The organism is Brucella tritici (assembly GCF_902825325.1).
Taxonomy (GTDB): domain Bacteria; phylum Pseudomonadota; class Alphaproteobacteria; order Rhizobiales; family Rhizobiaceae; genus Brucella.
The window spans coordinates 1-24,173 of sequence record NZ_CADEAR010000028.1 but is presented as its reverse complement, the minus strand read 5'-3'; the positions used below and the strand labels follow the sequence as shown (position 1 = coordinate 24,173).

Below are 24,173 nucleotides of genomic sequence, written 5' to 3'. Positions count from 1 at the left end.
ATCTGATGTCTGCATCGCCAAAATTTACGCCCAAACCGTCAGGCAGGCAACTGTAGCCCAGTTAACGTGACAACACCTGGCGAACGCTTCATCGATCTCGACCCACATGTCCGTGCCGACAACGCCGGGGCAATAGGCGTTAACGGTGATGCCATTGGCGGCGAATTCCTTTGCAGATGCCTGAGTTAGTGCCCGAACGGCGAATTTCGTCGCCGAATAGACCCCCAACATTGCATAGCCTTCATGCCCGGCGATTGATGAGGCGTTGATGATCTTACCTTTTTGATCCCGTGCCTTAAACTTCTTTGCGGCAGCCTGAATTCCCCATAGTACGCCATGGATGTTAATTCTGAAGATCTTTTCAACGTCTTCGAGACGAACGTCTTCAATGGGCTTTACCTGTGCAATACCGGCATTGTTAACAATGACATCGAAACCGCCCAACTCCGCCTCCGCGTGATCAATGGCGGCATAGACCTGAGCGCGGTCGCTGACGTCGGCACCGAAGACTGATGTCTTGCGACCAAGGGCCTCAATCTCCTCAGCGACGGTGTTCAACTTGTCCGCTTTGAGATCAACAAGGGCAAGGTCGAACCCGTCGCGGGCCAGCCGCAGAGCAATGCCTCGGCCAATCCCCTGTGCGGATCCGGTGACGAGAGCAACTTTTGCTTGATGAGACATTGATTTGTTCCTTTTTGTGTCAAGAGACCCGAACTGATGAACCTTTGCACGCTTCGCTGGACGATCATGTGCTGTTTCGCCCCGGTTACGCCGTTAGGAATACTGCACCGCCTCTGTTGCCGCAGCGGTTCAGTCGTCGCCGCTTCCATATAAAACCGCAGCCGCCATGCTTTTGCATTGATGCCAATCATTTATGGTAGCCGGACGAACGGAGAGCCATTGCTGCCACCTGAGGCGCTGGGACATAAGGTGCGCTTAATCCTGCGCAATTTATGGGGCCGTACGTAAATCGAAGAAGGCCGACATCATCGACGCAGAGGCGGCGCCACGCGGCAAACAAATGGGATTTGCGACACTCTAGAGTGAGGAGCAAGCCGATCTTCAGGCGTTGCACCGGGTGCGGGACCAGACGATCGGAACAAGAACCCGCCTGATCAACCAGATGCGAGCCTTCTGCCTTGAAATTCGGTGTCGCCCGACGGCATGCCTGGCTGCGAACAGGTGGATGGGCGGAAAAGAGTTCGCCAAATGAACGCGAAGCTACGTTGCTCTCTCGCAAGCTTGACGACTGTTCACGGGACATCGAACGATTGACGAAGATCATAGCGGCATCTTTGTCCTGGCCGCACGCTACTCTAGTAGCCGATCAATCAGAGGAGCCAAGACATGACCTCAAGACCATACTTGCAATCTTAGGCCTTTCGAATGCGGATGCTGACCTAGAACACGCCACCAGTCTCGCCAATGATACCACCTCCCATCTTTTGTTGATGCCGGAGAGCGGCACGACTAGCCTTTCTCAAAAAACTGTTATGCTTTCGTGGAATTCGAAGCCCGAAGCCGCGAATGCGGCCAAGGCGGCGCTGAGCATGCTGAAAAGCGAAGAAACACCCACTTTGTTGCAGTAGATCGCGACAGCAGCTATTTCAAGAACGGTGGAGAATCCGGCGCCGATATTGCCACCTTCCTCACCCGCCACGGTGTGCCCACCACCGTTGAGCAACTCCCCAGCGGCGGACGGCAGATATCTTGCGCCAGCACGCGCTTGAAATCGAATGCGACACGATCGTAATGGGTGCCTATTGGACATCCAAGAATACTGGAGCACATCTTTGGTGGCGTCACCGAATCGATTATCGGGGACTTCAAGGTCCCGGTCTTTCTTGCTCGATTAACGAGGAAGCTACGCCTTGACAGGCGTGGCTTCCTTGAATCGCCCATGGACGAATCGGTGTTCTTTTCCTCGGGGCCGTTCCCTTCGCTCTAGCGCCAAAAGGGCGGCCTACCAGGTCATCCCCTGGGCGCATTGTTGGCAGAGTGGCGTATGCGGAACGGCATTCAACCGATTTGCTTCAATCTCGCGTGCGCAGCGTGTGCGCTGGCCGAAGTTTCCTCCTTCCGGCAGAGCACGGATCCGTACAGACACTCCTTCGTCTTGGACGAGGTAGCATCATCCGCTCCGTGAAGACGGTTGTTGCCGCGAATGGGGCGAGGTTTCCCAAGCCATTCGATTAGCCTGACAACTTCAACGCTCGCATGCCTTCGTCTCAGCTGCCGCGTCGCTTGGCACGCGTGTTTGCCTGCCGCTACACAAGCAAGGGAACAAATCTCCCCAGCCACGGTTATAGGAAGATGTAAATCACCGCGTTCTGCTGCTTGTTTGTTTTCCGAACGGGGTGCTATCAGGGAATAATGAAGTCCAAATGAAGGAGCGGGGAAAGTGCTCGCAATGTCTTCCGGCTTGTTTACCTGCCTTAGAGCTTTAGTCGTTGCGCTTGGCGCTGCAACCGTTGTCCACTCGGCCGATTTAGTCGAAAAACCGGGTGACGCGCCAGTATCAGAAACGCGACCTCTAACGGTCAAAGACCTCCACGCGCTTTATGAAAACCGCACCTGGCTTTGGAATGACGGCGCGGGATATTTCGGTGAGGGGAATCGCCTCCGCTTTACGGCCTTCTCTGGACGTGGCGCGAAGGCCAGCTACGCCGATGGCCGGTGGTACGCTCAGGATCCAGGGAGGATTTGCTTTACCGCCAGGTGGTTCGCTTCGGATGGTAACGGCATGGCAACAACCTGTTTTGAACATAAGAGCAACGGCCAGACGATCTGGCAACGGCGACTACCGAGCGGGCAGTGGTACGTATTTGGTCACATTCCTCCGCGCCCCGGCGATGAAGTGCTTAAGCTGAAGCAAGGCGATCTAGTTGCCGCCGGCTACGAGCGGAACAAGCTTAAGCTTTCTCAGTAATCAAGCGTCCCCTGTCCGACGTCATACGGCTCGGTCGCCCGATGGGCGAACGGGCCGCTTCAGCGGGAACCGTTATTAAATGAGGAGGGCCGTCGTAGTATGCAGCGACCCATTTGGCCGAAGCCGCTTGCCAAGCACACATAGGCGGAACCCGTCACCTTTACTTTACCAGGAATCCTGGATGTGACCGGCTTGTGCTCGGTGCGGGATCTCGTGTGCTGCGCTGCTTCGGTGCTGGCAAAGATCGGAATGGTTGTGAAGGACATGCAGACTGCTGTAAGTACAACGTTCATCGCCATGGCGAGGATTTGAGCGGTTCGGCGCGTTGCGACTATCTTCATTGTCTTTTCTCTATTTTGTTCTACAATAACCCGCACACCGAGTGATCTCTGGCTGCCGTCATGCGACCCTGGACTGAACGAGAACAGACGACGACGCACCGTCAACCGGCCAAACGTCGCGCCTTCTTCTTCAAATGCCAGCGCCACGCCGTCTCAACGATCTGATGGATACTGCTGTGAACCGGTTTCCATCCGAGGACGGCATGGGCGCGTGACTCTGCGACCAGCACAGCCGGATCGCCCGGCCGGCGTGCTCCAAAGCGATAGGGAACCTCACGTCCCGTCACTGCACGGACGGCTTCGATGAGCTCCATGACTGACGATCCCGTGCCGGTACCAAGGTTGAGCGGCTGCGACTGCTGTCCGGAGAAGAGGCAATCCAACGCCTTCACGTGGGCATCCGCAAGATCGGTTACATGGACATAGTCCCGGATGCAGGTTCCGTCCGGAGTATCATAGTCCGACCCATATATCGTGACCTCATCCATCTGGCGATCGGCCGCGGCAAGTAATAGCGGAATGATGCGCGTTTCAGGGTCATGGTCCTCGCCAATCTCGTTGGCAGGATCGGCGCCAGCGGCATTAAAATAGCGCAGGGCGATCCATTGCAGACCGTGTGCGACGCCGAAATCCGACAGCATCCGTTCGACCGCGAGCTTCGACATCCCGTATGGGTTGATGGGATGTTGAGCATCGGATTCGGTGATTGGTATGCTCTCGGGAATGCCGTAGGTAGCGCAGCTGCTGGAGAATATGAGCTTCTTCACTCCCCTAGCCAACATGGCCTCCAGAAGACAGAGGCTGCCGACGACATTGTTGTTGTAATATTTCCCCGGATCGGCGACAGACTCTCCCACATATGCGAAGGCCGCGAAGTGCATTGCAGCCTCGGGTCGATAGCGGTCGATGAGCTCGTCAAGACGACGTCGATCGCGTATGTCTCCGTGCTCAAGGGGACCCCAGCGTACGGCTTCTCGGTGACCATTGACCAGATTGTCGTAGGCGATCGGTTGGTAGCCTCGTGCAGCAAGAGCCTTACATGCATGAGAACCAATGTAGCCGGCGCCGCCGGTCACTAGGATGTTTTTCACCTTGCAAATCCCGGCATTATTAGCGACATCATGTATATGAGCATATTTGTAGATAGCAGGAATTCAACCAAATCGCCAGCCTTAATAAACGGCTATGAGAGACGCATTAGGAATGCCGCTTGCGCGGTTCGATACCAAAGCATGTGGTTGTCTATCTACCGTAGGAGGAGCCGATGAGGAGGAGCATTCTGCGAGGCGTGGCAACAGCATGTTTACTAGCGGTTTGCAGCCTGAAACCATCCAACGCCAATTCGGACCGGTACATGCTTCCTGAAAATTCAGGCACGGACGCGAAGTCTACGGACGCGAAGTCTCAGGTCGTTCTCGGTGTCTATGATCCCCACGCCCGATTTTACGGCTCCCCCTATGTCGATATCGAACACATTTTTATTTACTGGCAGACGCTGGACGATGGGGATTTACGCCGCGCACTTTACGATGCGCAGAACCAAAACCGCGCGATCATCGTAACCGTTGAACCGTTCACCAAAGCCCCGAACTGGCGCGACGGCGGAGATCGGCTGTTCCTGGACATCACCGCGGGATCTTTCGACGTGGAGATTGACACGCTATGCGGCGTGATGGCTGATTTCAGCGGCGCACTTTATGTGCGGTGGGGGCATGAGATGGAGGATCCGACCGGCCGTTATCCATGGGCGAGGCAGGATAGCGAAGGCTACAAGCAGGCTTATAGGTACTTTGTCGATGCCTGTCGCCGCAAGGTTCCGCGGGCCGCATTCATCTGGTCGCCCAAGGGCGAGAGGAACCTTGCCCTCTATTATCCCGGCGACGCCTATGTAGATTACGTGGGGCTGGCCGTCTGGGGGCTAGAGGCTCTCGACCAGGACCAACACGGCGGCTGGCGCGATTTCGGAGAAACCTTCCAGGAGAAATATGATCGCGTCGTTAGGTTCGGAAAGCCAGTCTACATTGCCGAACTCGGTGTGGCTGGAACCCGTCAATATAGGGAGGCTTGGTTTCGTAGCCTGTATTCGATTATTGAAGTACCCAATGACTTTCACTTGCTTAGGGGCATTGTTTACTTCAACGACAGGGAACCGGATCGATGGCCCCAAGGCTTTGGTAGCCCTGACTGGCGCATCGATGGTAACTGGTTCGCCGACGCACGTCTTAGAAATTAAAAGGGCCGAACCGTCGCCCGATTGCAGCCCGAGCGGGAAGGGCCTCCGTATAGAGACCCTTCCCGATTGTCTATTCGAACGAGACTCGCCGATCAGCCGCGTTGAGGCCGTCGCGTATATATCGGCGCATTTCTCACGACCCGCCAGTTGGGCAACCCGAGGCCGTAAGGCCAGGGCCAGACTTCCCTGTCGTTGAAGTAGACCACTTCCTCAAGCGCTGGATACTCGGAGTACTTCCGCGTAGCCTCCTGGACCCACCTCGTCAGGTACTCCTTGCTGCCTTCGTAGCCCAATTCTGCGACCCAGATTGGTTTGCCGAATCCGACGGACAAATCGTAGCCTTGTTTAAGGCTTTCGGCGAAGGTACGGGCCGCGCCATACTCTATCTCGTCGAAAGGCTCGTATCCGAACACACTGAGGCCGACGATGTCGACGAATTTGTCACCCGGATAGTACGCCTGGAGGCCTTTCTCGCCACGTGGCGACCACATCATCTTGGCCTCCGGCAGTGTCTTCTTGACAATCGCGTGCATGCGCCGGAAGGCCTTGATGTAGTCCGCCGGCGGCCACAGCGACCAGGGGAACCGGCCGTAGGGATTGTCCATCTCCTGCGCCCAGCGGATGGTGATCGGGCACTTGAAGCTGGAGACCGCATCGCAGATGGCCTGCATGTTTGCATCATAGTAACCAGAAATAATGCGCTGGCGCAGCTTGTTGGAAGACACGTTCCAGTTCATGTCCCACGACCAGGGCTCGATCGTGATGAGGAGCTTCCGACCGCGTTGATACGCATAATCATCGGCGGTATCGAGGTTGGAGAGATCGACGTCTTCCCAGGGCAGGAACAGATGCTCAGTGACGTCGTCTTTCTCATCCCTGAAATCACCGTGCGGGTCATAGGCTCCGAAACGGGACCCGTTTGCGTGAATGATCGGGCGCTTGTCCTTCAGGACATCCCGGGAAGGTGCAGCATCCTGTGCCTGGGCCGGGGACTGTGTCTGCGCCAGTGAATTGCCGGCGGCCATCGTGAATGCTGCGCCCCCGGCAAGCATGGCGGCTGTCTGAAGCATCCCTCGTCGGGAGATGCTGATGCTTTTTCCGCTCATGATTGGTCGCCTTTCCCTTGTCTGGTCTTCGCGTCCACCTCCGCCTTAATCTTCGCGAATTCCTTAGATACGAGGTCGTCTTTCGTAAATTTGGCGTATTCGTCGGTCTCGACCAGCGGCTTGTGCTTGAAGGGATACCAATCCCCGCTTCCCTCGCGGCGCTGGTAAATAACGCCATCCACCTCCCTATGGAGGAAGCAGGTGCCAGCATCGCTAACTCCGGCACCGCTGCCCCATTTAACGGCGAGGCAAAGCCGCCCCTTATCGGAAAGGCGGAAGTGGCCTTCGCCGTAGGTCGGGCCGTCCTTCCCATTTGTGAAGGCGATGAAGCGTCTGTCATCGCCAAAGAAGCGCCCGGCACCCTCGTCCCACTGCCAAGTACGATCTTTGACCAGCAGGAGGAGTTCATAAGCGGTCAATGGCCGACCGTGGGCGGGGGAGTTCCCCGCCAGAGCTGGTCCCATGGCAGACAGGAGTAGAGCGGCAATAAGAGCCACGCCGCCTGCTCGGGTCCCGACTTTTGTTGCTTTTATGCTGTCTTTCACTCTAACCATTTTCTTCACCTCTATGTTGTCGAAGTTAGGCCGCCTCTGCTTCCCGTTCCTGGGCCGGGAAGCTCTTACCCGTCACCATGACTTTCGGCTCGACATGCCAGACGTCGTCTGGCTCAAGACCCTTTCTCCCGATAGTCTCAACCGCAAACCCGTGCTTGGCGGCCTCTTCGGGGTTGCAGACTCTGCGCAGGTCAATCAGCACACGGGACCGCATGACTGAACCGAGCTTGGCCAAGTCGATGTGACGGATGCTTGCCCAATCGGTCATGATCACCACGGCGTCAGCACTTTGTGAGCACTTGTAAGGATCGTGGTGATAGGTGACGTTATCGAGCACCTTCTTGGCCTGCTCGATACCTTCAGGGTCGTAGGCATGGACGTCTGCGCCGCTTCTCTGAAGTAGTTCGATCATCGGAATTGCCGGAGAATCACGCATGTCGTCCGTGTCTGCCTTGAACGTTAGCCCGAGTACCGCGATCTTCTTTCCGTCGAGGTCGCCGTTCAGGATATGGCGCACCTTCTGGATCATCCGCCGTTTGCGGGCGGTGTTCGCAGCCACGGTCTGCTCAACGATACTCAGGTTGACGCCGAACTCTTGCGAAGTGCGCACGAGTGCCAGCGTGTCCTTGGGGAAGCATGAGCCGCCGTAGCCGGGACCGGCCTGGAGGAACTGGGGTCCGATGCGGCTATCGGTCCCCATGCCAAGCGCAACGTCCGCAATGTCGGCGTCGACCGCTTCGCACAGGTCAGCCATCTCGTTGATGTAGGTGATCTTCGTGGCGAGGAAAGCGTTCGAGGCATATTTGATGAGCTCGGCACTGCGACGCCGGGTCTTGATCAGGCGGTAACCTTTCGCCTGCAAGGGGGCGTATACCTCGCTCAAGACATCCTCGGCTTCCTTGTCGTCGCATCCGATCACGATGCGGTCCGGTTCCAGGAAGTCGCCGATTGCGGAGCCCTCGCGCAGAAACTCCGGGTTGGACGCGACATGGATCGTAACGCCCGGTCGGGTCTCAGCAACGATCCGCTCCACCGTATCACCGGTGCCTACGGGCACCGTCGACTTGTCGACAATCACCGAGCCTGGTTTCAACACTGCGGCAAGATCGCGGGCGCATTGATGAACAAAGGACAGGTCGGCTTCGCCATCGGTCTTGCGTGGAGGCGTGCCTACGGCGATGAAGGCGGCGTCACACGGCGCTACATCGCTGATCTTCGTCGTGAATCTGAGCCGCTCGGCGGCAACGCCCTCATGGACGAGAGCCTCAAGCCCCGGTTCGAAGATGGGGATGCCGCCTTCGTTAAGGGTATCAATCCGCTCTTTATCGACATCGACGCATATGACGTCGTGGCCCAATTTGGCGAAACATGCGCCTGCCACCAGCCCAACATAGCCAGTGCCGACAACTGCCAGTTTCTTGCTAACCATTACTTGCACTCCAATCGTTCTGTTGGTGGGGAAAATTCCAACGCGGCGCGAACCTCAGCTCCGGTTCGTCGGTCATTGACCTACCTGCGCCGGTGTATGAGTAGACGGGCCGCGTCAGGGTGAACGCGCTGATGCCCTCGTTCCATGCCGCAACTCCCTTCAGCCCGTTGTTGTGGATCGCGAGGCATGTCGCGCCTGCCACACTTAACAGCAGGATTCCGGCCAGCAGGCCGTGCAGGGTGCGCGGCAGGAAGTCGAGATTATTTTCCAGACTATGCCGGATCAGCACGAAGAGCGTCAGGCCGCCATAAATGACGGCATGCGAGATATTGAAGAGGTAATAGCCGGCCGCCGTGCCGGGATCGCGCACCAGCCACGCAGTGGTAGCAGCAACGAGCCCGAGGAGAAGATACGGGGCGATCACCCTGAAGGGGAGGTGCGCCGAGCGCTCGTGGCCCTTGGGAGTCACGCGGAAGTCCGCAACGCGGCCGCGAAAGTGATCGAAAACTGCAGCCACCGTACCGGCCAGAGACCAGGGCCAGCGCAGGAACTGGAATGCCATGCCCTCCCAGGAGATGATCTTGGCATCGACAGGACGAAACATCCCGGTTGACCGCCACCAATATGCCAATAGCAGCACAGTCACGGAGGCAGGTGCCATGTGGACGAAGAAATCCCAGTAGGTAGTGTTAACCATCGGAACACCGGTCAAGAGTGCGAACACAGGCATGACGAACATCAGAGCCATCATGATAGAAAAAAGCGGGTACCACAGTTGCGAGAAAAGGAACTGGAAGCGAATGCGTCCATGAAGTCCTGGCAGGTATGTGGGCGTGTACCTCAGCAGGATCGTCATTAGGCTTCGAGACCATTGGAATTCCTGAGTTACAAGGTCGGCGAAGGTCTTAGGCCCATCGCCGTGTGCGATCGCATCGATTGCATGAACGCCGCGCCAGCCGGCCGCATTGAACAGCAACGTGGTCGAGTGATCCTCAGCGAGCTCGGGGCCGAGGCCGCCAATCTCCTTCAGCGCAGCCGTGCGCACTATGTAGTGTGAGCCGATGCACAGCGGCGCCCAGCCGTTATTGTATCCGGCCTGCAAGGCGCCATGCATGCTCGCCTCAACATAAAGGCGACCTCGCGCCGACCAACTTGCTGGCGCATTTGCGTCACATATGCTTGGCGCCGAGACATAGCCTACTCGCGGATCAGAAAATGGTGCTACCGCGTGCCGGAGATAATCTGGAGAGGGAACATGGTCTGCATCGAACTGAGCGACGATGTCGTACCGCGCATAGCCATATTGATCGTAGAAATAGGAGAGGTTTCCTTCCTTGCAACGCGCACGTCGCGGCCAGTCCGACCGCTGATACTCCGCTACCCCGTTGCGGGTAGACACTCTCACCCCATGCTTGCGACACCATGCGAGCGTCACAGCATCCGGACTCTCATCCGCCAGCCAAACGTCACAGGTTATGCCGTTCTGGTGCAGCGCTCCCAACAGCGTCTTCTGCACCACTGCGAACGGTTCGGACGGTGCCTTGGTCACCACCGCAGCTACACGCAACTCGGGCAGCACCGGCGCGTCCTTCGGCGGTATCTTCGCGAATGCGAAGATGAAGATGAAATACGCCGGAGTGAGTGTGGCCCAGGCGAGCGCCGCTGTTACCGCGATATAGCGGGGGAAAGTTTCCACATGACCGGGATCGAACCACCACTCACCAAGATAGCCAATACTGGCCGCCCATACTGCTATGCCGGCCATGTTAACCACGCTCCGCCAGCCGTGGAAAACAGGATGCAGGCGTAGCTTTCCCGGTACACCGAACCGTCTAGCGTCGCCAGCATGGCGAGCCGGCGCAGGCTCTGACTTCTCCGAAGTCACCACCCTGTGGGCACCTGCGTAAACGCTCTGATCTTCTAGAAGCAGCATGGGGTCACCTCTCGCGGGTTGTCTTCACCTCAGGCTCCGCCAGCACGCGCCGGAAGTAGTCAATTGTCTCCTTCAGTCCCTCCTCGATGCGGACTTTTGGCTTCCAGTTGAGCAACTGCGTAGCGCGGGTAATGTCGGGGCAGCGTATCCGGGGGTCGTCGATGGCATTGGCAAGGTGGATGGTGTGGGAACAGGAACCAGTCTCCGCAAGCACCATGTCCGCCAGATCCCTGATGGCGATCTCGTGGGGATTTCCAAGGTTCACGGGCTCGGGGTGATCACCGTCGAGTTCCATCAGGCGCAACATCCCGTCGATCAGATCGTCCACGTAGCAGAAGGATCGCGTATAGTTGCCCGTGCCATAGATCGTCAGGTCCTGGCCGGTTAGGGCCTGGGTAACAAAGTTGGAAACCGCCCGCCCGTCGTCGGCACGCATTCCAGGTCCGTAGGTATTGAAGATCCGCACGATGCGGACATCCACGCCATGCATCATGTGATAGTCATGGAGCAACGTCTCGGCGCAACGCTTGCCTTCATCATAGCAGGCGCGAGGCCCCATCGTCTTGACGTTGCCGTTGTAGCTCTCGCGCTGAGGGTGTTCGAGCGGATCACCATAGACTTCCGATGTTGACGAGTGCAGGATCCGTGCTCCATTCGCCAAGGCTAGTTCCAACATATTGCGGACGCCAAGGACGCTGGTGAGTGTCGTCTTGATGGGATCCGACTGATAGGCGGGCGGAGACGCCGGGCACGCAAGATTGAAGATACGGTCAACCTTCAACTCCACCGGCTTGCATACGTCATGGCGGATGAACTGGAAGTCAGGATGCCGACGTAGCTCGTCGACGTGTTGCGGCATCCCCGATGTCATGTCGTCGATGCACACGACCTTGTCACCCTGGGCGAGCAGCCTCTTGCAGAGATTGAACCCGATGAAGCCCGCACCACCGGTGACCAGCGATACTCTTGGAGAACCTTTCGTCATCTACGCTACTCCCAAACTGTGATCTTTCGATCTCTGATCCGGTTGAACTCGGCGTAGACGCATAAGCCAGATGCGGGCGAGAATATTGACGCCGCGCAAAGTGAAGAAAAGTTAATGATTTTTTTCCAAGTTCGCGGGTGATCACACTCCGTCCCATGAGGGGGAATCTCGCAGGATTTTGGCGGATCACGAAGTAGAAAAAACCCTGTTAAACCGCCGGAGCGAACTAGATTGGTACGGCTGCCACTGATGCTGCGTAAGAAGATAGGCTACCCGATAAACACATCTGGAACGCATATCAGCAATGCATTCGATGGGATTGATCGCGATGCTACTGATTAACATCTTTGTACGCGTTATCCTTGCCGCGTCGGGCACTTCGTACGGAAGCGCCCCGAGGCCAATATGGAGACCGTAGTCATGTTTCTCACTGGCCACCAAGAAGTGAAATATCCACACTTGCCGACTCGAGGCGCACGATCTGAGGAAAGCCTGCGCGCGCTTTTGCGGGCGCAGCCCACTGAGCGGCTCGAAGCCGGAGAGCAGCTGTTCATTGAGGGCGACCAAGCCCGGCACGTATTCCTCGTGGTCGAAGGTGCGCTCCGGATCTTCAAGATCTTACCCGACGGTAACCGAACTATTACTGGTTTTTTGCTGGAAGGAGATGTTTTAGGCGTTTCCTTCAGCGAAAGCTACGTATACAGCGCCGAAGCGATCAACGATGCGAAAGTGAGGCGGATCGCACGTGCCACTTTGTCCAGGGAGATGGCCGCCTCCGAGTCGCTTCGGCGCGAGGTGTTAACTCATATTGCTGACAAAGTTGCAGCGTCGCAGGAGCACATGGTGCTTCTGTCTTGTAACAGTGCCGAAGAGCGAGTATGCGGCTTCCTTTGTCTATATATGAGACGGACACAGGGTTTGGCAGACCGCGAGCATCTCTTGTATTTTCCAATGACACGACTTGATCTTGGAGACTATCTGGGGCTGTCCATGGAGACTGTCTCTCGAACCATGGCGAAGCTTCAAAGAGACAACATCATCAGCCAGTGCGGCCGGCATTTCCTGCGCGTCAACCAGCCAGAAGTCGTGAAGCAGTTGGCGGGGCAAGACGAGCACCCGGAGGGATATCTGGGCTCCGCCCATCGTCAGGTTCGTCATTAAACAGAGGCCTGCACTGCAGCAGATGGACGTTGCTGGCAATCATATGAATGGCTGCCGGTTGGGCTGCGCATCATTAAACCGTCGATGAGTGCGCAGCGGAGCCGTCTTCCTCATCAACGGTTATATTTGCGATGAAATGTTAAACGAGAGCCCCTTCGTTGGCCCAGATCGCGCTGATAGCGTTCTCTCTGACAGGAACGTCGACGCCAAAGACAATACGCATCAATGATTTGGGCCTACAGCGCCTATCGTTCGAAGACCAATGAGGAATAGCTGCAGGACAACGGGCTGAAGTCTGACATCCATCAGAGGAAGCCAAAAAGGCAAACCAATCTCGGAGGCGATGTCACGGGCCAATAACGGTCGCTCGAAACTGCGCTCCGCCGTCGAGCATGTCTTCGCCCGGCAGAAGCACCAGATGAAGCTCTTCATCCGCACGATCCGCATCAGCAGGGCCAAGGTGAAGATCGGCGTGGCCAATGGCGCCTACAACATGCTCCGTTATGTCTGGCTGACCGTAAAACCGCAGGCCGTGTGACGCTCGGCTGCCGAAAGGCCGAACTTCGTTCCGCTGACGCGGTAATAGCAATCCATGCGAACGGCTTTTTCGCGAAGTTCACCTGGAAGGTCACTTTACACACCCATCAACTAAACGGCCAGCCGGTATAAAGAAGTGTCCAGTTGGGCGCAGCGCCCGTTCGGCGGCATTGTGGACGATCGCGACGTGGCGGTGAACGTGCTATTCATCGGGACGCCGCCAGTCGAGCCTTTCTCACCAAATCGCAGGTTGGGCTGACGTCAGCCCGGCCGTCCCGTCATGGTGCTAGAGCTTTCTTAATTAGAAGTCTTCAGCTTTTCAGTGATATCTCCATGCAGCGAAGTATCGTAGGCATCCAGTTCTAATACGGGCGTGTCAGGCGTGAAGTGCAGCGCCCGTAGGTCCACCCAAAACGCACTGGGAGAACTGGCGGATTGGAAAAAGTATGTGCGGTTTGTCGAATCCGCTACACTGAACCATAATGTTGGCCATGCATCCTCAGCAGAACTGCCGGAGGTGTCCTTAGCGCCACGAGGAACAGCGACGTTCCTCGCAAGTGCCTGGGCATCCGCGATTGCTTGATGAAGATTATCGGCTGGCGGCAAGGTTTTCAAATAAGAAGCCGCTCTGACAAACCGGCTCTCGGGATCAATATCACCCGGCATGGGTCTCGTGCCTCCGAACATTTTGTATTTCTTGATGTTCTCAAGCTGCACGGAGAGGGGAGGCTCATTGGTCATTACCGTAAATTCCTTGCCGTGATGAACCACCATCTTGGATGCGACGAATTCAATCACGGCCGAGTCTCCTTCGGCATCAGAGATCGCGAGGTGCAAGGGCCACTGCGTGCCATCAAGAGCAATAGGAACGATAGAAATGGATCTTATTCCTTCAACTGCTTCTTGGACCGAGCCGAAGTTGTCGAGCACATATTGACCCCACTGCAGATTGGGGAGTGCCGGGCGCTCGTCACGCGGCTCGTACTTTGTGTCGCCCAGGTAAAGGATATTTACGACAAGCCCTTTCTCGTTCATGCCGTCGGTTGTTGAGGCTCCACGAGCAGTCACAGCGACGCTTCCATATCTTGATTTCCACACGAGCGGCTTACCATCGCCAGTATCGGAAACCCGATCCATTCCCCGCGGGAATACAACCACCCTCGCGTCGTCTGGCCGATTAAGGTCCATGGTGCGTGCTACAATACTGGCTTGGCTGTTGGCGTTCGAGAGGATGCGAGAGCACGCCCAAGCTCCAACCGGCGACAAGTTCGTTCCAATGGCCGCTATCAGTCCGGTCGCGGCTACGTATCTCAGACTGTTTAGCATACTTGCACCTCCATTCGGTCACAGTACCTATCTCAGGCACTTATGCATTATGATCAGAGCCGGCGTCATTGCTTGGGATCAATCTTGAAAACGTCTGCGCAATGTCACATACGCTCCAGTATGCGAAGCTGTAGGCCTCCTGTTCTTTGCGCCAGGTAGTGGCGACACGGACATCGGTGAGCATGCTTGCAATCATCGACACAGGGCGTGGCTGCGCTTTACCGCCGAGCCCGAGTTCAAAATTCTCGAGGAAGGCTTTTCTGGCGATGGTCGCTAGGTCTCCGCGACGGGTGAGAAGCACTGTGTCCCGCTCATACCTGCACCGTTGGCGTCAATTGGCGCACTCCGGCAGTCTTTGCCGCAATCGGACCGAGGGCTTGGTGTCCGCAGTGATCACACCGAAAGTGCTTGCGCCGTTTCAGCTCCTTCGACTCCGGTAGTGGGTATGGTCGCACAGAGGTGCCTAGCGCGAACGGCCGACGCGTCATCGTCGACCCGAGCTCGACGACGACGATGTTCACCATTGGAGTGCTCCCCGTTTCACCGGACATGTCGGCTAGTTTGATTTAGCTCTGATGAACTGCCGGGGGGACACCTTGAGGGCGGGATGGGGATGGATTTCATTGTAGTCCTCAATCCATCAGTCGATGAACCGGAGCGCTGTTTCGGCGTCCGGTAGAACTGAGATGCGGATATAATCCCGCTTCAGGGTTTTGACGAAGGCTTCTGACATGCCGTTCGATTGCGGACTGGCCACTGGCGTGAAGCAAGGCGTCAGATTGAGCGCTTGGGAAAACAGCCTCGTGTTCCTCGCGGTATAAGCGGAACCATTGTCCGAGAGATGCTCGATGGCTTGCGGGGCTAATTCAACGGGGAGTATTCGACTGCCCAATCGCCATCTGATAGCCAGACAGGGTGGGTGCAGCAAGGTGTCACCGAAGTCAGAGCTTACGCCGTAGCTGACCATGAGCGAGGCGTAGGGCTTGTCCAACGGCGCGGCATAGCTACGTCGCGGATGCGAGCGACGCAATGAATGATCGCTTCTCGTAATGTTAAATGCCAGAGACGACACAATTGGGTGGTGTAAAGTTCTTAAAACCGAGCCTGGGACATCCGCAACGGCGCCCATCGTTGCCTTGATCCTTCGCATTGTGGCACCGGTCGGTGCGATACGACTGACGCGTCTCGCCCGAGTAATTACTGGCACTACAGCCGGTTAGCGACGTTGATCCAACCAATAACACGACGAGCAGCCTCAACATCTCGCATCTCCAACGTAGAACCCAACTACAGGGTCGGAACGGCATGTCGATTTTGATGTAAGCCTTTTTCGACACCAAAGCATTGATCGCAAGCAATCCCCATGTAGCTACGGCAAGACATACGCCATCCCTGCTACGGATACCGACGCGTAACGCACGAGCTTCAGCGGCGCGGCCACTTGGTCAACCACAAGCGTGTCGCCCGCGTCATGCGGGTCAACGGCCTCGGGATCAAGCCTCGTAAGCGGTATGTTCGCACGACGGATAGCAACCACGATTCACCGATCTACCCCAACCTTTATCGCAATATGATCCCGTCGCGGCCTGACATGGTCTGGGTGGCTGACTTCACATACATCCGCATAGCCGTCGGCTTTTGCTATCTCGCCGTCATTCTTGACGCTTGCAGCCGAAAAGTCGTTGGCTACGGTCTGTCAAAACGCCTGGATACGCCGCTGGCACTGGCCGCGTTGCGTTCGGCGCTTGAGAACAGAAAGCCTCCACCCGGCTGCATCCACCACACGGACCGCGGATGCCAATACGCGAGTGAGACTTATCGACGAGCGATCGATGCCGCCGGTCTGCAGGGGTCCATGAGCGCCGTCGGCAACCCCTATCACAATGCTCAGGCAGAGAGCTTCATGAAAACCCTGAAAGTTGAGGACGTCTACATCGCCGGCTACGAGACATTCGCGGATGTGGCCGAACGCTTGCCCAGGTTCATTGAGGAGATCTACAATGCCAAGCGGCTGCACTCGGCCCTTGGCTACATGTCGCCAGCAGAATTCGAAACCCAACTCGCCCAGCAGGCGGCTTAGTTTGAAGCGCCTCGATGGTCCACCCGAAGCGTTCACTCCATTCTTGCCTCAAATTTAGAAAAGAAGGCGTCTACAAACTCAGGGGCAAGTCAGCGATTGGCGGCATTCAATCACAGTTGAGGCCATCACTGACGCCGATCTACCACTCGAATGTCCGCGCTTCATCCACCGCGAGCAGCGCGCGCCGGCTCCTTCGCGCCGGGCGATATTGGTGTCGATACGAGCAATGATCGGATAGCAACTCGCGCGCCGCCGCACCCTTGGCAAAGTTGGTTGGAGATACCGAAATGACCGATGGCGTCATGTCAGATGAGATCAAAAGCTCCCTATGTCTTCCGCACTTCAACCACCGGACCTTGTTTCGTCGGACGCATCATGGGCCTCGACGGCGCGACGATTAATAACTTCCACGGCCGGTCCCAGAACTGACCGAAATAAGAACAGCTTTGGATTTAGATGGGCAGGGAGCAGACCTGGATGAACCGCTAATTTAGAATAACGAGAGAAATGTGATCACGTTAAGGAGCCAATCCGCATCAAAGACAGTTACGGTACATCAGGTCATCAACATGGTCTCGTGGAGATGTTACACGCGAGTCAATGCCATCTTCGGAGACGGCTTCCGCAGCGCTTTCATCATCATCGACGATAAGTACTCATTTCTGCTGTTCGATGAGGCTGATGCGCATGCCCTTGAACTTTGCGTCAGTCACCTCAAAGGCGCACCGCGAAGCACCCGTACGGATTTCTACCGAAACCTCATCGAGAACCAACCGCTCCGTGGCCCTGATGGCCTCCTGGTGAAGTTCGCCACACCATGAAAGATTAGCTATGCTATTGATTTCGTCTGGCTTCATCAGCATTGCTTCCAACGCGTCTTGCAGTACAAGCGCTGTGGCGCCAAGATATGTCTCAACAAATTCCTTATTAAGAATTGTTGCAGGTTATCCAGGAGCATCGGTCTTGCGAGGTTCTTCCGCAGTCGCAATTTCAAGCTGAAAGCCGTCACGGCGCTGACGATCACGGGTCGAACTGATCGAAGTGCCAAGCTATATGTGTTGTTCCTTCATGTTGTGCAATAGCGAGGTCGATTCTTGTACCTTTTCCGGAACATTCGGCGCAGTGGAAGTGGACTAGTATCCCACGCTCATGTGTGCTCGGGTTGAGTGTCATTGCCGCATCTTGCACTTGCATTGCAGCGGTATGTCGAAGGACTGTAGTCACCACCTCTTGAGGACCGTTTTCTTCCCTGTCGAAGAAGGTAGCTCCATTATGGCGCAGGCAGTGTCCACCACACCGCGGACAGAGCAGCTCGGAAGCTTCTTGCCCTGCCTCAATGGTAGTAACCATTCCCGAAGTTTGCATTTCCACCCGCCATTCTATCCTGTTAACCTCGGCACTTGAAGGAAACGTCCGCACCGCGCGGTGGTTTGTGGGCGCGCGTGAGCGAGGAGCTCGCCTGTACCGCAAAAGTTGGCAGGATGACTGAGTTGAACTAGAGGTTTCCAATGTCACCGGTATTCTAACTGCATATGCATTCGCTACAATTGTGTTCAGTCAATTTTATCATAGGTGGTTGGCTTTCGTCGTGCTGGACGTTCTCAGTGGGTAATCCCCGCGTTCTTCACGGGGCTCCGCAGTACAATTCACGCGGCCATTTTCAGTTTCTGTGCGGGTGTAACGCCGCCGAAGCCCATATTGTGCGGTTCATTGTTGTAGGTCCATAGCCACTGCGTGGCGAATTCCTGTGCCTCCTCGATACTTTCAATGATGTATTGGTTGACCCATTCATGTCGGACGGTACGGTTGTAGCGCTCGACATAAGCGTTCTGCTGCGGCTTTTCCGGGGGCTGGATGTTGCTCAAAGCAGTCCCTTGTTTGGCTGCCCATTCCATGAGCTTGCCGCTGACATATCCCGGGCCGTTGTCCACACGAATGGCGTACCGCTTGCCGCGCCATTCGATGATCTGTTTCAGGCTTCGGATGACGCGTTCTGCAGGCAGCGAAAAGTCGACTTCGATGCCAGTCCCGCGCGGTTGAAGTCGTCCAGAACATTCAGCAGCCGGAATTGCCTGGCGTCTTCCAAACGATCTGCCATGAAGTCCATGGACCAAACCAGGTTCGGCGCATCGGCCACGGTCAAGGTATCGGGCTTTTCCCGCTCCAAACGTTTGCGTGGTTTGAATGGGCCGTCCAGGGATCCCTCTACATGACACTGGAAACCATCGCTACAATGAGCGATGATCCGCTCATCGGCTTGCCAGCCGCAAGCTGATTAATCCCGGCTCTATCCGGAAGGCACCGCGACCGCCAAAGCTACACCACGCCTTGGGACACGATCTGCGCGCTTCTGGACCGCCATTCAGTTGGTATTGCGACGACCGCTTGAATCTGCCTTGCGAGCCCATGTCGCTGTGGTGGATCAGACTCATACCCTTGGCCGGAGGGCGTTCATGAACGGCCTGTTCCAGAGCATCCAAAACGAAGCCGGCATGGGCTGAGCTCCTGACCCGCCAGCCCACGATGCGAATGGCACGAAAGCGACATAGACGAAGCCCCTCCAAGTCGCGACATAGATGAAATCCGACACCCACAGCATGTTTGGTGCAGGCACGCGAACCTGACGGTTCACCTTGTCGAGCGGACACGGCGGTTTCTTGTCTGGAATCGTCGTCCTCTGCGGCTTGCTCCGGAAGGGCTTGAATACCCATGACCTTCATCAGCCGTGCCACTGTGCAGCGGGCGACATCGAAGCCCTCGCGGCCAAGCTGCCGCCAGACCTTCCGGACGCCGTTGACCCGCCACTTCTCTTCGAAAACCCGAAGGGTCTCGTTTGCCTGGCGCAACTCGCGGTTCTCGCGCTCCAGCCCCTTCATCCTCTCGGCCATCTGGTCGGGATACCCGCACGCCTGCCGCTGTCGACCTCGAACTTCTTCACTACTCGTTTAGATATGGGCCGACCAACCAATCTTCGCAGAAATTGATACGATCGCCTGCCACCGCGACCCATGCTGCCCCTCGTTATCGAAGACCAGCCGCACCGCGCGTTCACGCACTTCAGGGGAACTTGTTCGTCGTCTTGCTCATGATGCTCCACCTTACTCAGCAGTTGGAGCCTCCGGCATAACCGGGTTGGTTCACAAAGTCGGTGGAAGTCACCTCGACCGCGGCGACAACGTCCGAGAAATTGATGGTAGTCAATGACGAGGTCGCTGCTCACCGGTATTTGATCGGTAGAATTCGAAGGGATGCACCATGACCAAGACAATGCGAGCAGCTGTCGTACACAATTTCGGCCAACCGCTTCATATAGAACAAGTTCCGGTTCCTGTTCCTGGTCCGGGCGAGGTTCTGGTCAAGGTTATGGCCTGCGGAGTATGCCACACCGATTTGCACGCAGCCGACGGCGATTGGCCTGTTACGCCATCGCCTCCGTTCATACCGGGACATGAAGCGGCTGGAATCGTGGTCGAACTTGGACCGGGTGTGAGCGAACTCAAGGTCGGCGATAAGGTGGGTGTGGCATGGCTTCACGACAGTTGTCTTCGATGTGAATATTGCGAAACTGGCTGGGAGACCCTCTGCGAACATCAGCATAATACCGGTTACAGCTGCGATGGAGGATTTGCAGAGTATGTCATAGCGTCTGCGGCCTTTGCAGCGCGGCTACCGAAGGACGTTGATTTCGCCGCTGTGTCGCCCATTCTTTGCGCGGGCGTCACAACCTATAAAGGCATCAAGGAGACCGAAGCTCGACCGGGTGAGTGGTTGGTCATCTCGGGTATTGGCGGTTTGGGGCACGTAGCAGTACAGTACGCTAAGGCAATGGGATTAAAGGTTGCCGCGGTGGACATCGATCACGATAAGCTTGAGCTCGCGGGCCGTCTGGGCGCGGATCTCGTGGTTGACGCTCGTGAGCGAGAGGCTACTGACAAAGTCCTGGGCGCAACAGGAGGCGGTGCACACGGCGTACTGGTGACAGCGGTTTCGCCACCTGCGTTCTCCCAAGCGCTCCATATGGCAAGACGCAAGGGCGTCGTCAGTCTCGTCGGATTGCCACCAGGGGAATTTCCTATACCTATCTTCGACGTCGTTTTGAGACGAATAACGGTTCGTGGCTCAATCGTCGGTACAAGGAGGGATCTCGACGAAGCGATTGCCTTTGCGACAGAAGGGAAGGTCAAAGCTGAGTTTCAGACCGCGCCGCTCGAAGCCATCAACGACATCTTCAGCCGGCTCAAGGAAGGCAAAGTCACTGGGCGGATGGTTCTGGATTTGGCGGGAGGATAGGCCGGAGAGTTCCCTGAGCGCAAGATCAGAAGAATAATGCACATTGTGGCGTTCCTTGACAAGATCGCCACCGGGATGGACGAAACTCCGACCGGGAAACGAGGTTCAGGCATGGCAGTTTGACGGTGGTCAATGCCATGCACGGTGTATAGAGGACACTGGCTGCAGAGACAATAAACGTCGAGAAGCTAGAGCAATGACATCAAACCTCTACGAGCAAAAAAGGCGCAGCGAGAAATTCAAACCTGTTCTCGAAAAGCGACGACGCGAGTTGCTTCGCCGACTGGCTGCAATCGAAAACGATTTCGAGCAACCGCGCAACCAAGACGATGACGATCGGGCGATCGAGCGCAACAATGACGAGGTTCTTGAAGAATTAGGGCAGGCCGGACAGAAGGAACTGGCCGCCATCGAAGCGGCCATCCACCGGCTGGAAGCAGGAACCTTTGGCATATGCACGCGATGCGGAAAGGAAATAAATGAGAGGCGGCTGGAAGCCGTGCCGTATGCGCCCTGCTGTCAGGCGTGTGCGGAAAAATGAACCCGTCAGCGAGCGTGACGGGCGTAGCTTCCCCAATCGCCGGACCCCGAGCTGAGCGGCTGATAAACGGCCTGAGCACATTGGAGGCCGACGCCCGACTGGCGCAATACGGTCAGAACCGTTTGCCGCAGCCCAAGCCGCCTTCGCCGCTCATTATATTTTTTCAACAGTTCAAGAGCCCGCTTATCTACATCCTGCTGCTGGCTGCAGGGGTTTCGCTGCTGTTCAGCGAAGCCGAGGATGCGGTCTTCATCATGGTCGTCCTCATTCTCAACGGCGTAATCGGGACGGTACAGGAATATTCGGCCGGCCGGGCTTCCGCAGCACTGAGAAAGCTCGAGCAACCTCACGCAACGGTCATTCGCGACAGTCGGGTCCAGCAGATCGATGCCTCCCACGTCGTGCCCGAAGACGTGGTCCTTCTTGAGGCCGGTGAACGCGTTCCTGCCGACATGGCATTGCTGCAAACAACCGACATGCTGTGCGATGAGTCCATGCTAACGGGTGAATCTCTGCCCGCGCAGAAAACTGCCTCAGTCGAAGGTGAACCAACTGACGCGTGCAATTCTGCGAAGGCTTTTGCCGGAACCTTAGTCACGAGAGGTCGAGGTAAAGGCTGCGTGACGGCGACGGGCCTTTCGACCGAAATGGGCAGGATCGCGGCGGAGATCGGCAAGGCTTCGTTCTCTCAGCCGCCGCTGATGATACGCCTCGCCCATTTCTCCAACGTCATCGCTTGGGTGGTCGGCATCACCACCCTGCTGCTCATCGGTGTAGGCCTGATGCGCGGCATGGACTGGAACGATCTCTTCCTGATGTCAGTGGGGCTCGCCGTCAGCGCCATTCCCGAAGGTCTTCCGATCGCGATTTCCGTAGCCCTCGCGATCTCCATGCGCCGGATGGCGAAACGCCACGTTATCGTGCGACGCATGACAGCGGTGGAGTCGCTCGGCTCGTGCACAATGATAGCCACCGACAAGACAGGCACGCTGACGCTGAACGAACTAACAGTCACCGATATCCGGCTGCCCGACGGCACCGAACTCGCGCTCGACGCCAGCGCTGATTTGGATGCCTGCGAGGTACGCGCAAGCGGCCTCACTCCCGATGAAGCGCGAGCAAGCGCAGTCCGCCTTCTGACCGCGGCATCGCTGCCCAACGAGGGTTCACTGATACTCGAAGATGGCGTCTGGAAGGGTCTTGGCGACACCGTGGATGTAGCTCTCCTTGCAGCAGCCCACAAGATCGGCCTTTCGCACGAGGACCTGAAGGCCGACTATCCCCTAGTCGATCGCATTCCCTACGAACCGGACCTGCGTTACGCGGCATCGTTCCATCGTGCGAATGATCGAGTCCGCATATTCGTGAAGGGATCGGCAGAGACGCTGGCTGCGATGTCGGACCGGATGGCGGCGGGCGGCCAAACAGTTCCGATTGACCGCGCCCTGCTTCTGGCCCAGAAGGAAGCGATGGCGGCCGACGGCTTGCGCGTGCTTGCATTTGCGGAGGGAGAAATCGGCTCTGATACCGACCGGGCCCTGGACCATCGTCTGCTGGTCGATCTCGTCTTTGTCGGCCTCGCCGGCATGAAGGATCCGCTGCGACCGGAGGTCATCCCCGCGATTCGGGACTGCAGAACTGCCGGCGTCGAAGTCGCCATGCTGACGGGGGACGATCCTCGCACTGCCGCTGCGATCGCCGCCCAGGCAGGCATAGTCTTCCGTTCTGACGAGGTCACCAGCGGAGATGTCGTGCAGGCCGCCGAGGCTGCGGGACAGGATCAACTGGACCGTCTCACGAAGAACGTCCGCGTCTATGCGCGCGTTGCGCCCGCACAGAAACTGGCAATCGTGATGTCAATGGCGCGCAACGGCCACTACGTTGCGGTGACCGGCGACGGGATCAACGACGCGCCGGCGCTGAAACATGCCCATGTCGGCGTCGCCATGGGATTGAAGGGCACGGAGGTGGCCAAGGAAAGCGCCGACATCGTCGTCACCGATGACAATTTCGCCTCCATCCTGAGCGGCATCAGCGAAGGTCGGACGGCTTACGCGAACATCCGCAAGGTCATCCTGATGCTCGTCGCGACGGGCGCCGCCGAGATGGTGCTGTTCCTGTTCGCGTTCCCGCTTGGCCTGCCGATGCCGCTGCTTCCCGTTCAACTTCTCTGGCTGAACCTCGCGACCAACGGCCTTCAGGACGTGGCCCTCGCCGGTGAAAAACCGGAGGGCGACGAACTCCGCCACCCGCCACGGCGGCCGAAGGAGCCGATCTTCGACGGGCTGATGATCCGCCGCATCATCCTGTCCACGCTTGTGATCGGCGCTGGCGGGTTTGCGGTCTTCTACTGGTTGCTGTCACAGGGCTACGAGGTCGCGCAGGCGCGCAATCTTCTTCTGCTGCTCTTCGTCATGTTCGAGAACCTGCAGACCATTACCAGCCGGTCAGAGCACCGTTCTGTCTTCGACCTGCCATTCTTCGGCAACCCGCTCCTGCTCGCGACCGTAGTACTCGCCCAAGCGCTTCACATTGCCGCCATGTACATCCCGTGGCTGCGGGATACGCTTGAACTGCAACCCGTTTCGCTTACGGAGTGGGCGCTTCTGCTGATCGCGGGCTTGTCGATTCTCGTCGTCACCGAGTTGGACTGTCCGTCGTCGAATGATTTGAGACTATTTTTGCTTTTGAAGATTGGAGTTTCCGGCTCGGTTTGGGGTTTGATTTA

The 24,173-nt window shown here is 57.0% G+C and carries 20 protein-coding genes and 3 pseudogenes; 9 read left to right on the top strand and 14 right to left on the bottom strand.

Features of this window, described 5'->3' with window-relative positions:
* Window positions 1-24 precede the first annotated feature (24 nt).
* The gene (locus tag HWX93_RS21155) at window positions 25-681 is read right to left on the bottom strand and encodes an SDR family NAD(P)-dependent oxidoreductase (protein ID WP_176038634.1); all 657 of its coding nucleotides are present in this window, start codon (window positions 679-681) and stop codon (window positions 25-27) included.
* A gap of 458 nt (window positions 682-1,139) precedes the next feature.
* Here HWX93_RS21155 and HWX93_RS21150 point away from each other — a divergent pair, with 458 nt between their 5' ends.
* A complete protein-coding gene (locus HWX93_RS21150; RefSeq protein ID WP_176038633.1) occupies window positions 1,140-1,589 on the top strand; it encodes a hypothetical protein in 450 nt (149 codons plus the stop codon).
* A gap of 821 nt (window positions 1,590-2,410) precedes the next feature.
* Window positions 2,411-2,929 carry a DUF995 domain-containing protein gene (locus HWX93_RS21145; RefSeq protein WP_176038632.1) on the top strand — a complete coding sequence of 173 codons (519 nt, stop codon included), beginning with the start codon at window positions 2,411-2,413 and terminating at the stop codon, window positions 2,927-2,929.
* A 59-nt stretch (window positions 2,930-2,988) separates the two neighbouring features.
* On the opposite strand, the gene HWX93_RS21140 is transcribed toward HWX93_RS21145, so the two are convergent.
* Together HWX93_RS21140 and galE are read right to left on the bottom strand one after the other, a co-directional pair.
* Complete coding sequence (locus HWX93_RS21140; protein WP_176038631.1) at window positions 2,989-3,417, bottom strand: hypothetical protein; 429 nt, start codon at window positions 3,415-3,417, stop codon at window positions 2,989-2,991.
* Window positions 3,372-4,361, bottom strand: a complete 990-nt coding sequence (gene galE, locus HWX93_RS21135) for a UDP-glucose 4-epimerase GalE (RefSeq protein ID WP_176038630.1) — start codon at window positions 4,359-4,361, stop codon at window positions 3,372-3,374. The genes HWX93_RS21140 and galE overlap by 46 nt, the downstream gene beginning before the upstream one ends.
* A 263-nt stretch (window positions 4,362-4,624) precedes the next feature.
* Here galE and HWX93_RS21130 point away from each other — a divergent pair, with 263 nt between their 5' ends.
* On the top strand, window positions 4,625-5,503 hold the full coding sequence (locus HWX93_RS21130; protein ID WP_176038629.1) for a glycoside hydrolase family 26 protein: 879 nt from the start codon (window positions 4,625-4,627) through the stop codon (window positions 5,501-5,503).
* Between the two features lie 92 nt (window positions 5,504-5,595).
* Here the strand turns inward: HWX93_RS21130 and HWX93_RS21125 are convergent, their stop codons facing one another.
* The 5 genes from HWX93_RS21125 to HWX93_RS21105 all read right to left on the bottom strand — a co-directional run bounded on the left by HWX93_RS21125 (window position 5,596) and on the right by HWX93_RS21105 (window position 11,510).
* Entirely contained in the window at window positions 5,596-6,609 is a 1,014-nt protein-coding gene (locus HWX93_RS21125) for a glycoside hydrolase family 26 protein (protein WP_235969169.1), read from the bottom strand.
* The gene (locus HWX93_RS21120; protein ID WP_176038628.1) at window positions 6,606-7,163 is read right to left on the bottom strand and encodes a DUF995 domain-containing protein; all 558 of its coding nucleotides are present in this window, start codon (window positions 7,161-7,163) and stop codon (window positions 6,606-6,608) included. The genes HWX93_RS21125 and HWX93_RS21120 overlap by 4 nt, the downstream gene beginning before the upstream one ends.
* 25 nt (window positions 7,164-7,188) lie before the next feature.
* The gene (locus HWX93_RS21115; protein WP_176038636.1) at window positions 7,189-8,592 is read right to left on the bottom strand and encodes a UDP-glucose dehydrogenase family protein; all 1,404 of its coding nucleotides are present in this window, start codon (window positions 8,590-8,592) and stop codon (window positions 7,189-7,191) included.
* Complete coding sequence (locus HWX93_RS21110; RefSeq protein WP_176038627.1) at window positions 8,585-10,357, bottom strand: glycosyltransferase family 2 protein; 1,773 nt, start codon at window positions 10,355-10,357, stop codon at window positions 8,585-8,587. The genes HWX93_RS21115 and HWX93_RS21110 overlap by 8 nt, the downstream gene beginning before the upstream one ends.
* Window positions 10,358-10,529: 172 nt before the next feature.
* Window positions 10,530-11,510 (bottom strand): UDP-glucuronic acid decarboxylase family protein, encoded by a 981-nt coding sequence (locus HWX93_RS21105; protein WP_176038626.1) that lies wholly within the window; start codon window positions 11,508-11,510, stop codon window positions 10,530-10,532.
* A 420-nt stretch (window positions 11,511-11,930) separates the two neighbouring features.
* Between HWX93_RS21105 and HWX93_RS21100 the strand changes: the two genes are divergently transcribed.
* Together HWX93_RS21100 and HWX93_RS21095 are read left to right on the top strand one after the other, a co-directional pair.
* Entirely contained in the window at window positions 11,931-12,671 is a 741-nt protein-coding gene (locus HWX93_RS21100; RefSeq protein ID WP_176038625.1) for a Crp/Fnr family transcriptional regulator, read from the top strand.
* Window positions 12,672-13,014: 343 nt separating this feature from the next.
* A complete protein-coding gene (locus HWX93_RS21095) occupies window positions 13,015-13,209 on the top strand; it encodes a hypothetical protein (protein ID WP_176038624.1) in 195 nt (64 codons plus the stop codon).
* Window positions 13,210-13,505: 296 nt separating this feature from the next.
* On the opposite strand, the gene HWX93_RS21090 is transcribed toward HWX93_RS21095, so the two are convergent.
* The 3 genes and pseudogenes from HWX93_RS21090 to HWX93_RS21080 all read right to left on the bottom strand — a co-directional run.
* Window positions 13,506-14,534, bottom strand: coding sequence for a linear amide C-N hydrolase (locus HWX93_RS21090; RefSeq protein WP_176038623.1), 1,029 nt, complete (start codon window positions 14,532-14,534; stop codon window positions 13,506-13,508).
* A gap of 40 nt (window positions 14,535-14,574) precedes the next feature.
* The gene (locus HWX93_RS21085) at window positions 14,575-14,835 is read right to left on the bottom strand and encodes a hypothetical protein (protein ID WP_176038622.1); all 261 of its coding nucleotides are present in this window, start codon (window positions 14,833-14,835) and stop codon (window positions 14,575-14,577) included.
* Window positions 14,836-15,090: 255 nt separating this feature from the next.
* Window positions 15,091-15,396, bottom strand: a pseudogene (locus HWX93_RS21080) (integrase core domain-containing protein); the annotation flags it as partial.
* A 519-nt stretch (window positions 15,397-15,915) separates the two neighbouring features.
* On the opposite strand from HWX93_RS21080, the gene HWX93_RS21075 reads away from it, so the two are divergent.
* Complete coding sequence (locus HWX93_RS21075) at window positions 15,916-16,614, top strand: IS3 family transposase (protein WP_176038635.1); 699 nt, start codon at window positions 15,916-15,918, stop codon at window positions 16,612-16,614.
* Between the two features lie 656 nt (window positions 16,615-17,270).
* Here HWX93_RS21075 and HWX93_RS21070 read toward each other — a convergent pair.
* The 3 genes and pseudogenes from HWX93_RS21070 to HWX93_RS21060 all read right to left on the bottom strand — a co-directional run.
* Window positions 17,271-17,471, bottom strand: a complete 201-nt coding sequence (locus tag HWX93_RS21070; RefSeq protein WP_176038621.1) for a hypothetical protein — start codon at window positions 17,469-17,471, stop codon at window positions 17,271-17,273.
* 789 nt (window positions 17,472-18,260) lie between these two features.
* A pseudogene (locus HWX93_RS21065) lies at window positions 18,261-18,796 on the bottom strand (transposase); the annotation flags it as partial.
* A 214-nt stretch (window positions 18,797-19,010) separates the two neighbouring features.
* A pseudogene (locus tag HWX93_RS21060) lies at window positions 19,011-19,670 on the bottom strand (IS3 family transposase); the annotation flags it as partial.
* Window positions 19,671-19,869: 199 nt separating this feature from the next.
* On the opposite strand from HWX93_RS21060, the gene adhP reads away from it, so the two are divergent.
* From adhP to HWX93_RS21045, 3 genes are all read left to right on the top strand, one after another.
* Window positions 19,870-20,904, top strand: a complete 1,035-nt coding sequence (gene adhP / locus HWX93_RS21055) for an alcohol dehydrogenase AdhP (RefSeq protein WP_176038619.1) — start codon at window positions 19,870-19,872, stop codon at window positions 20,902-20,904.
* Between the two features lie 196 nt (window positions 20,905-21,100).
* Entirely contained in the window at window positions 21,101-21,445 is a 345-nt protein-coding gene (locus tag HWX93_RS21050; RefSeq protein WP_176038618.1) for a TraR/DksA family transcriptional regulator, read from the top strand.
* Window positions 21,442-24,173: cation-translocating P-type ATPase (locus tag HWX93_RS21045; RefSeq protein ID WP_176038617.1), on the top strand; the 2,732-nt coding region annotated here is incomplete at its 3' end. The genes HWX93_RS21050 and HWX93_RS21045, both read left to right, overlap by 4 nt.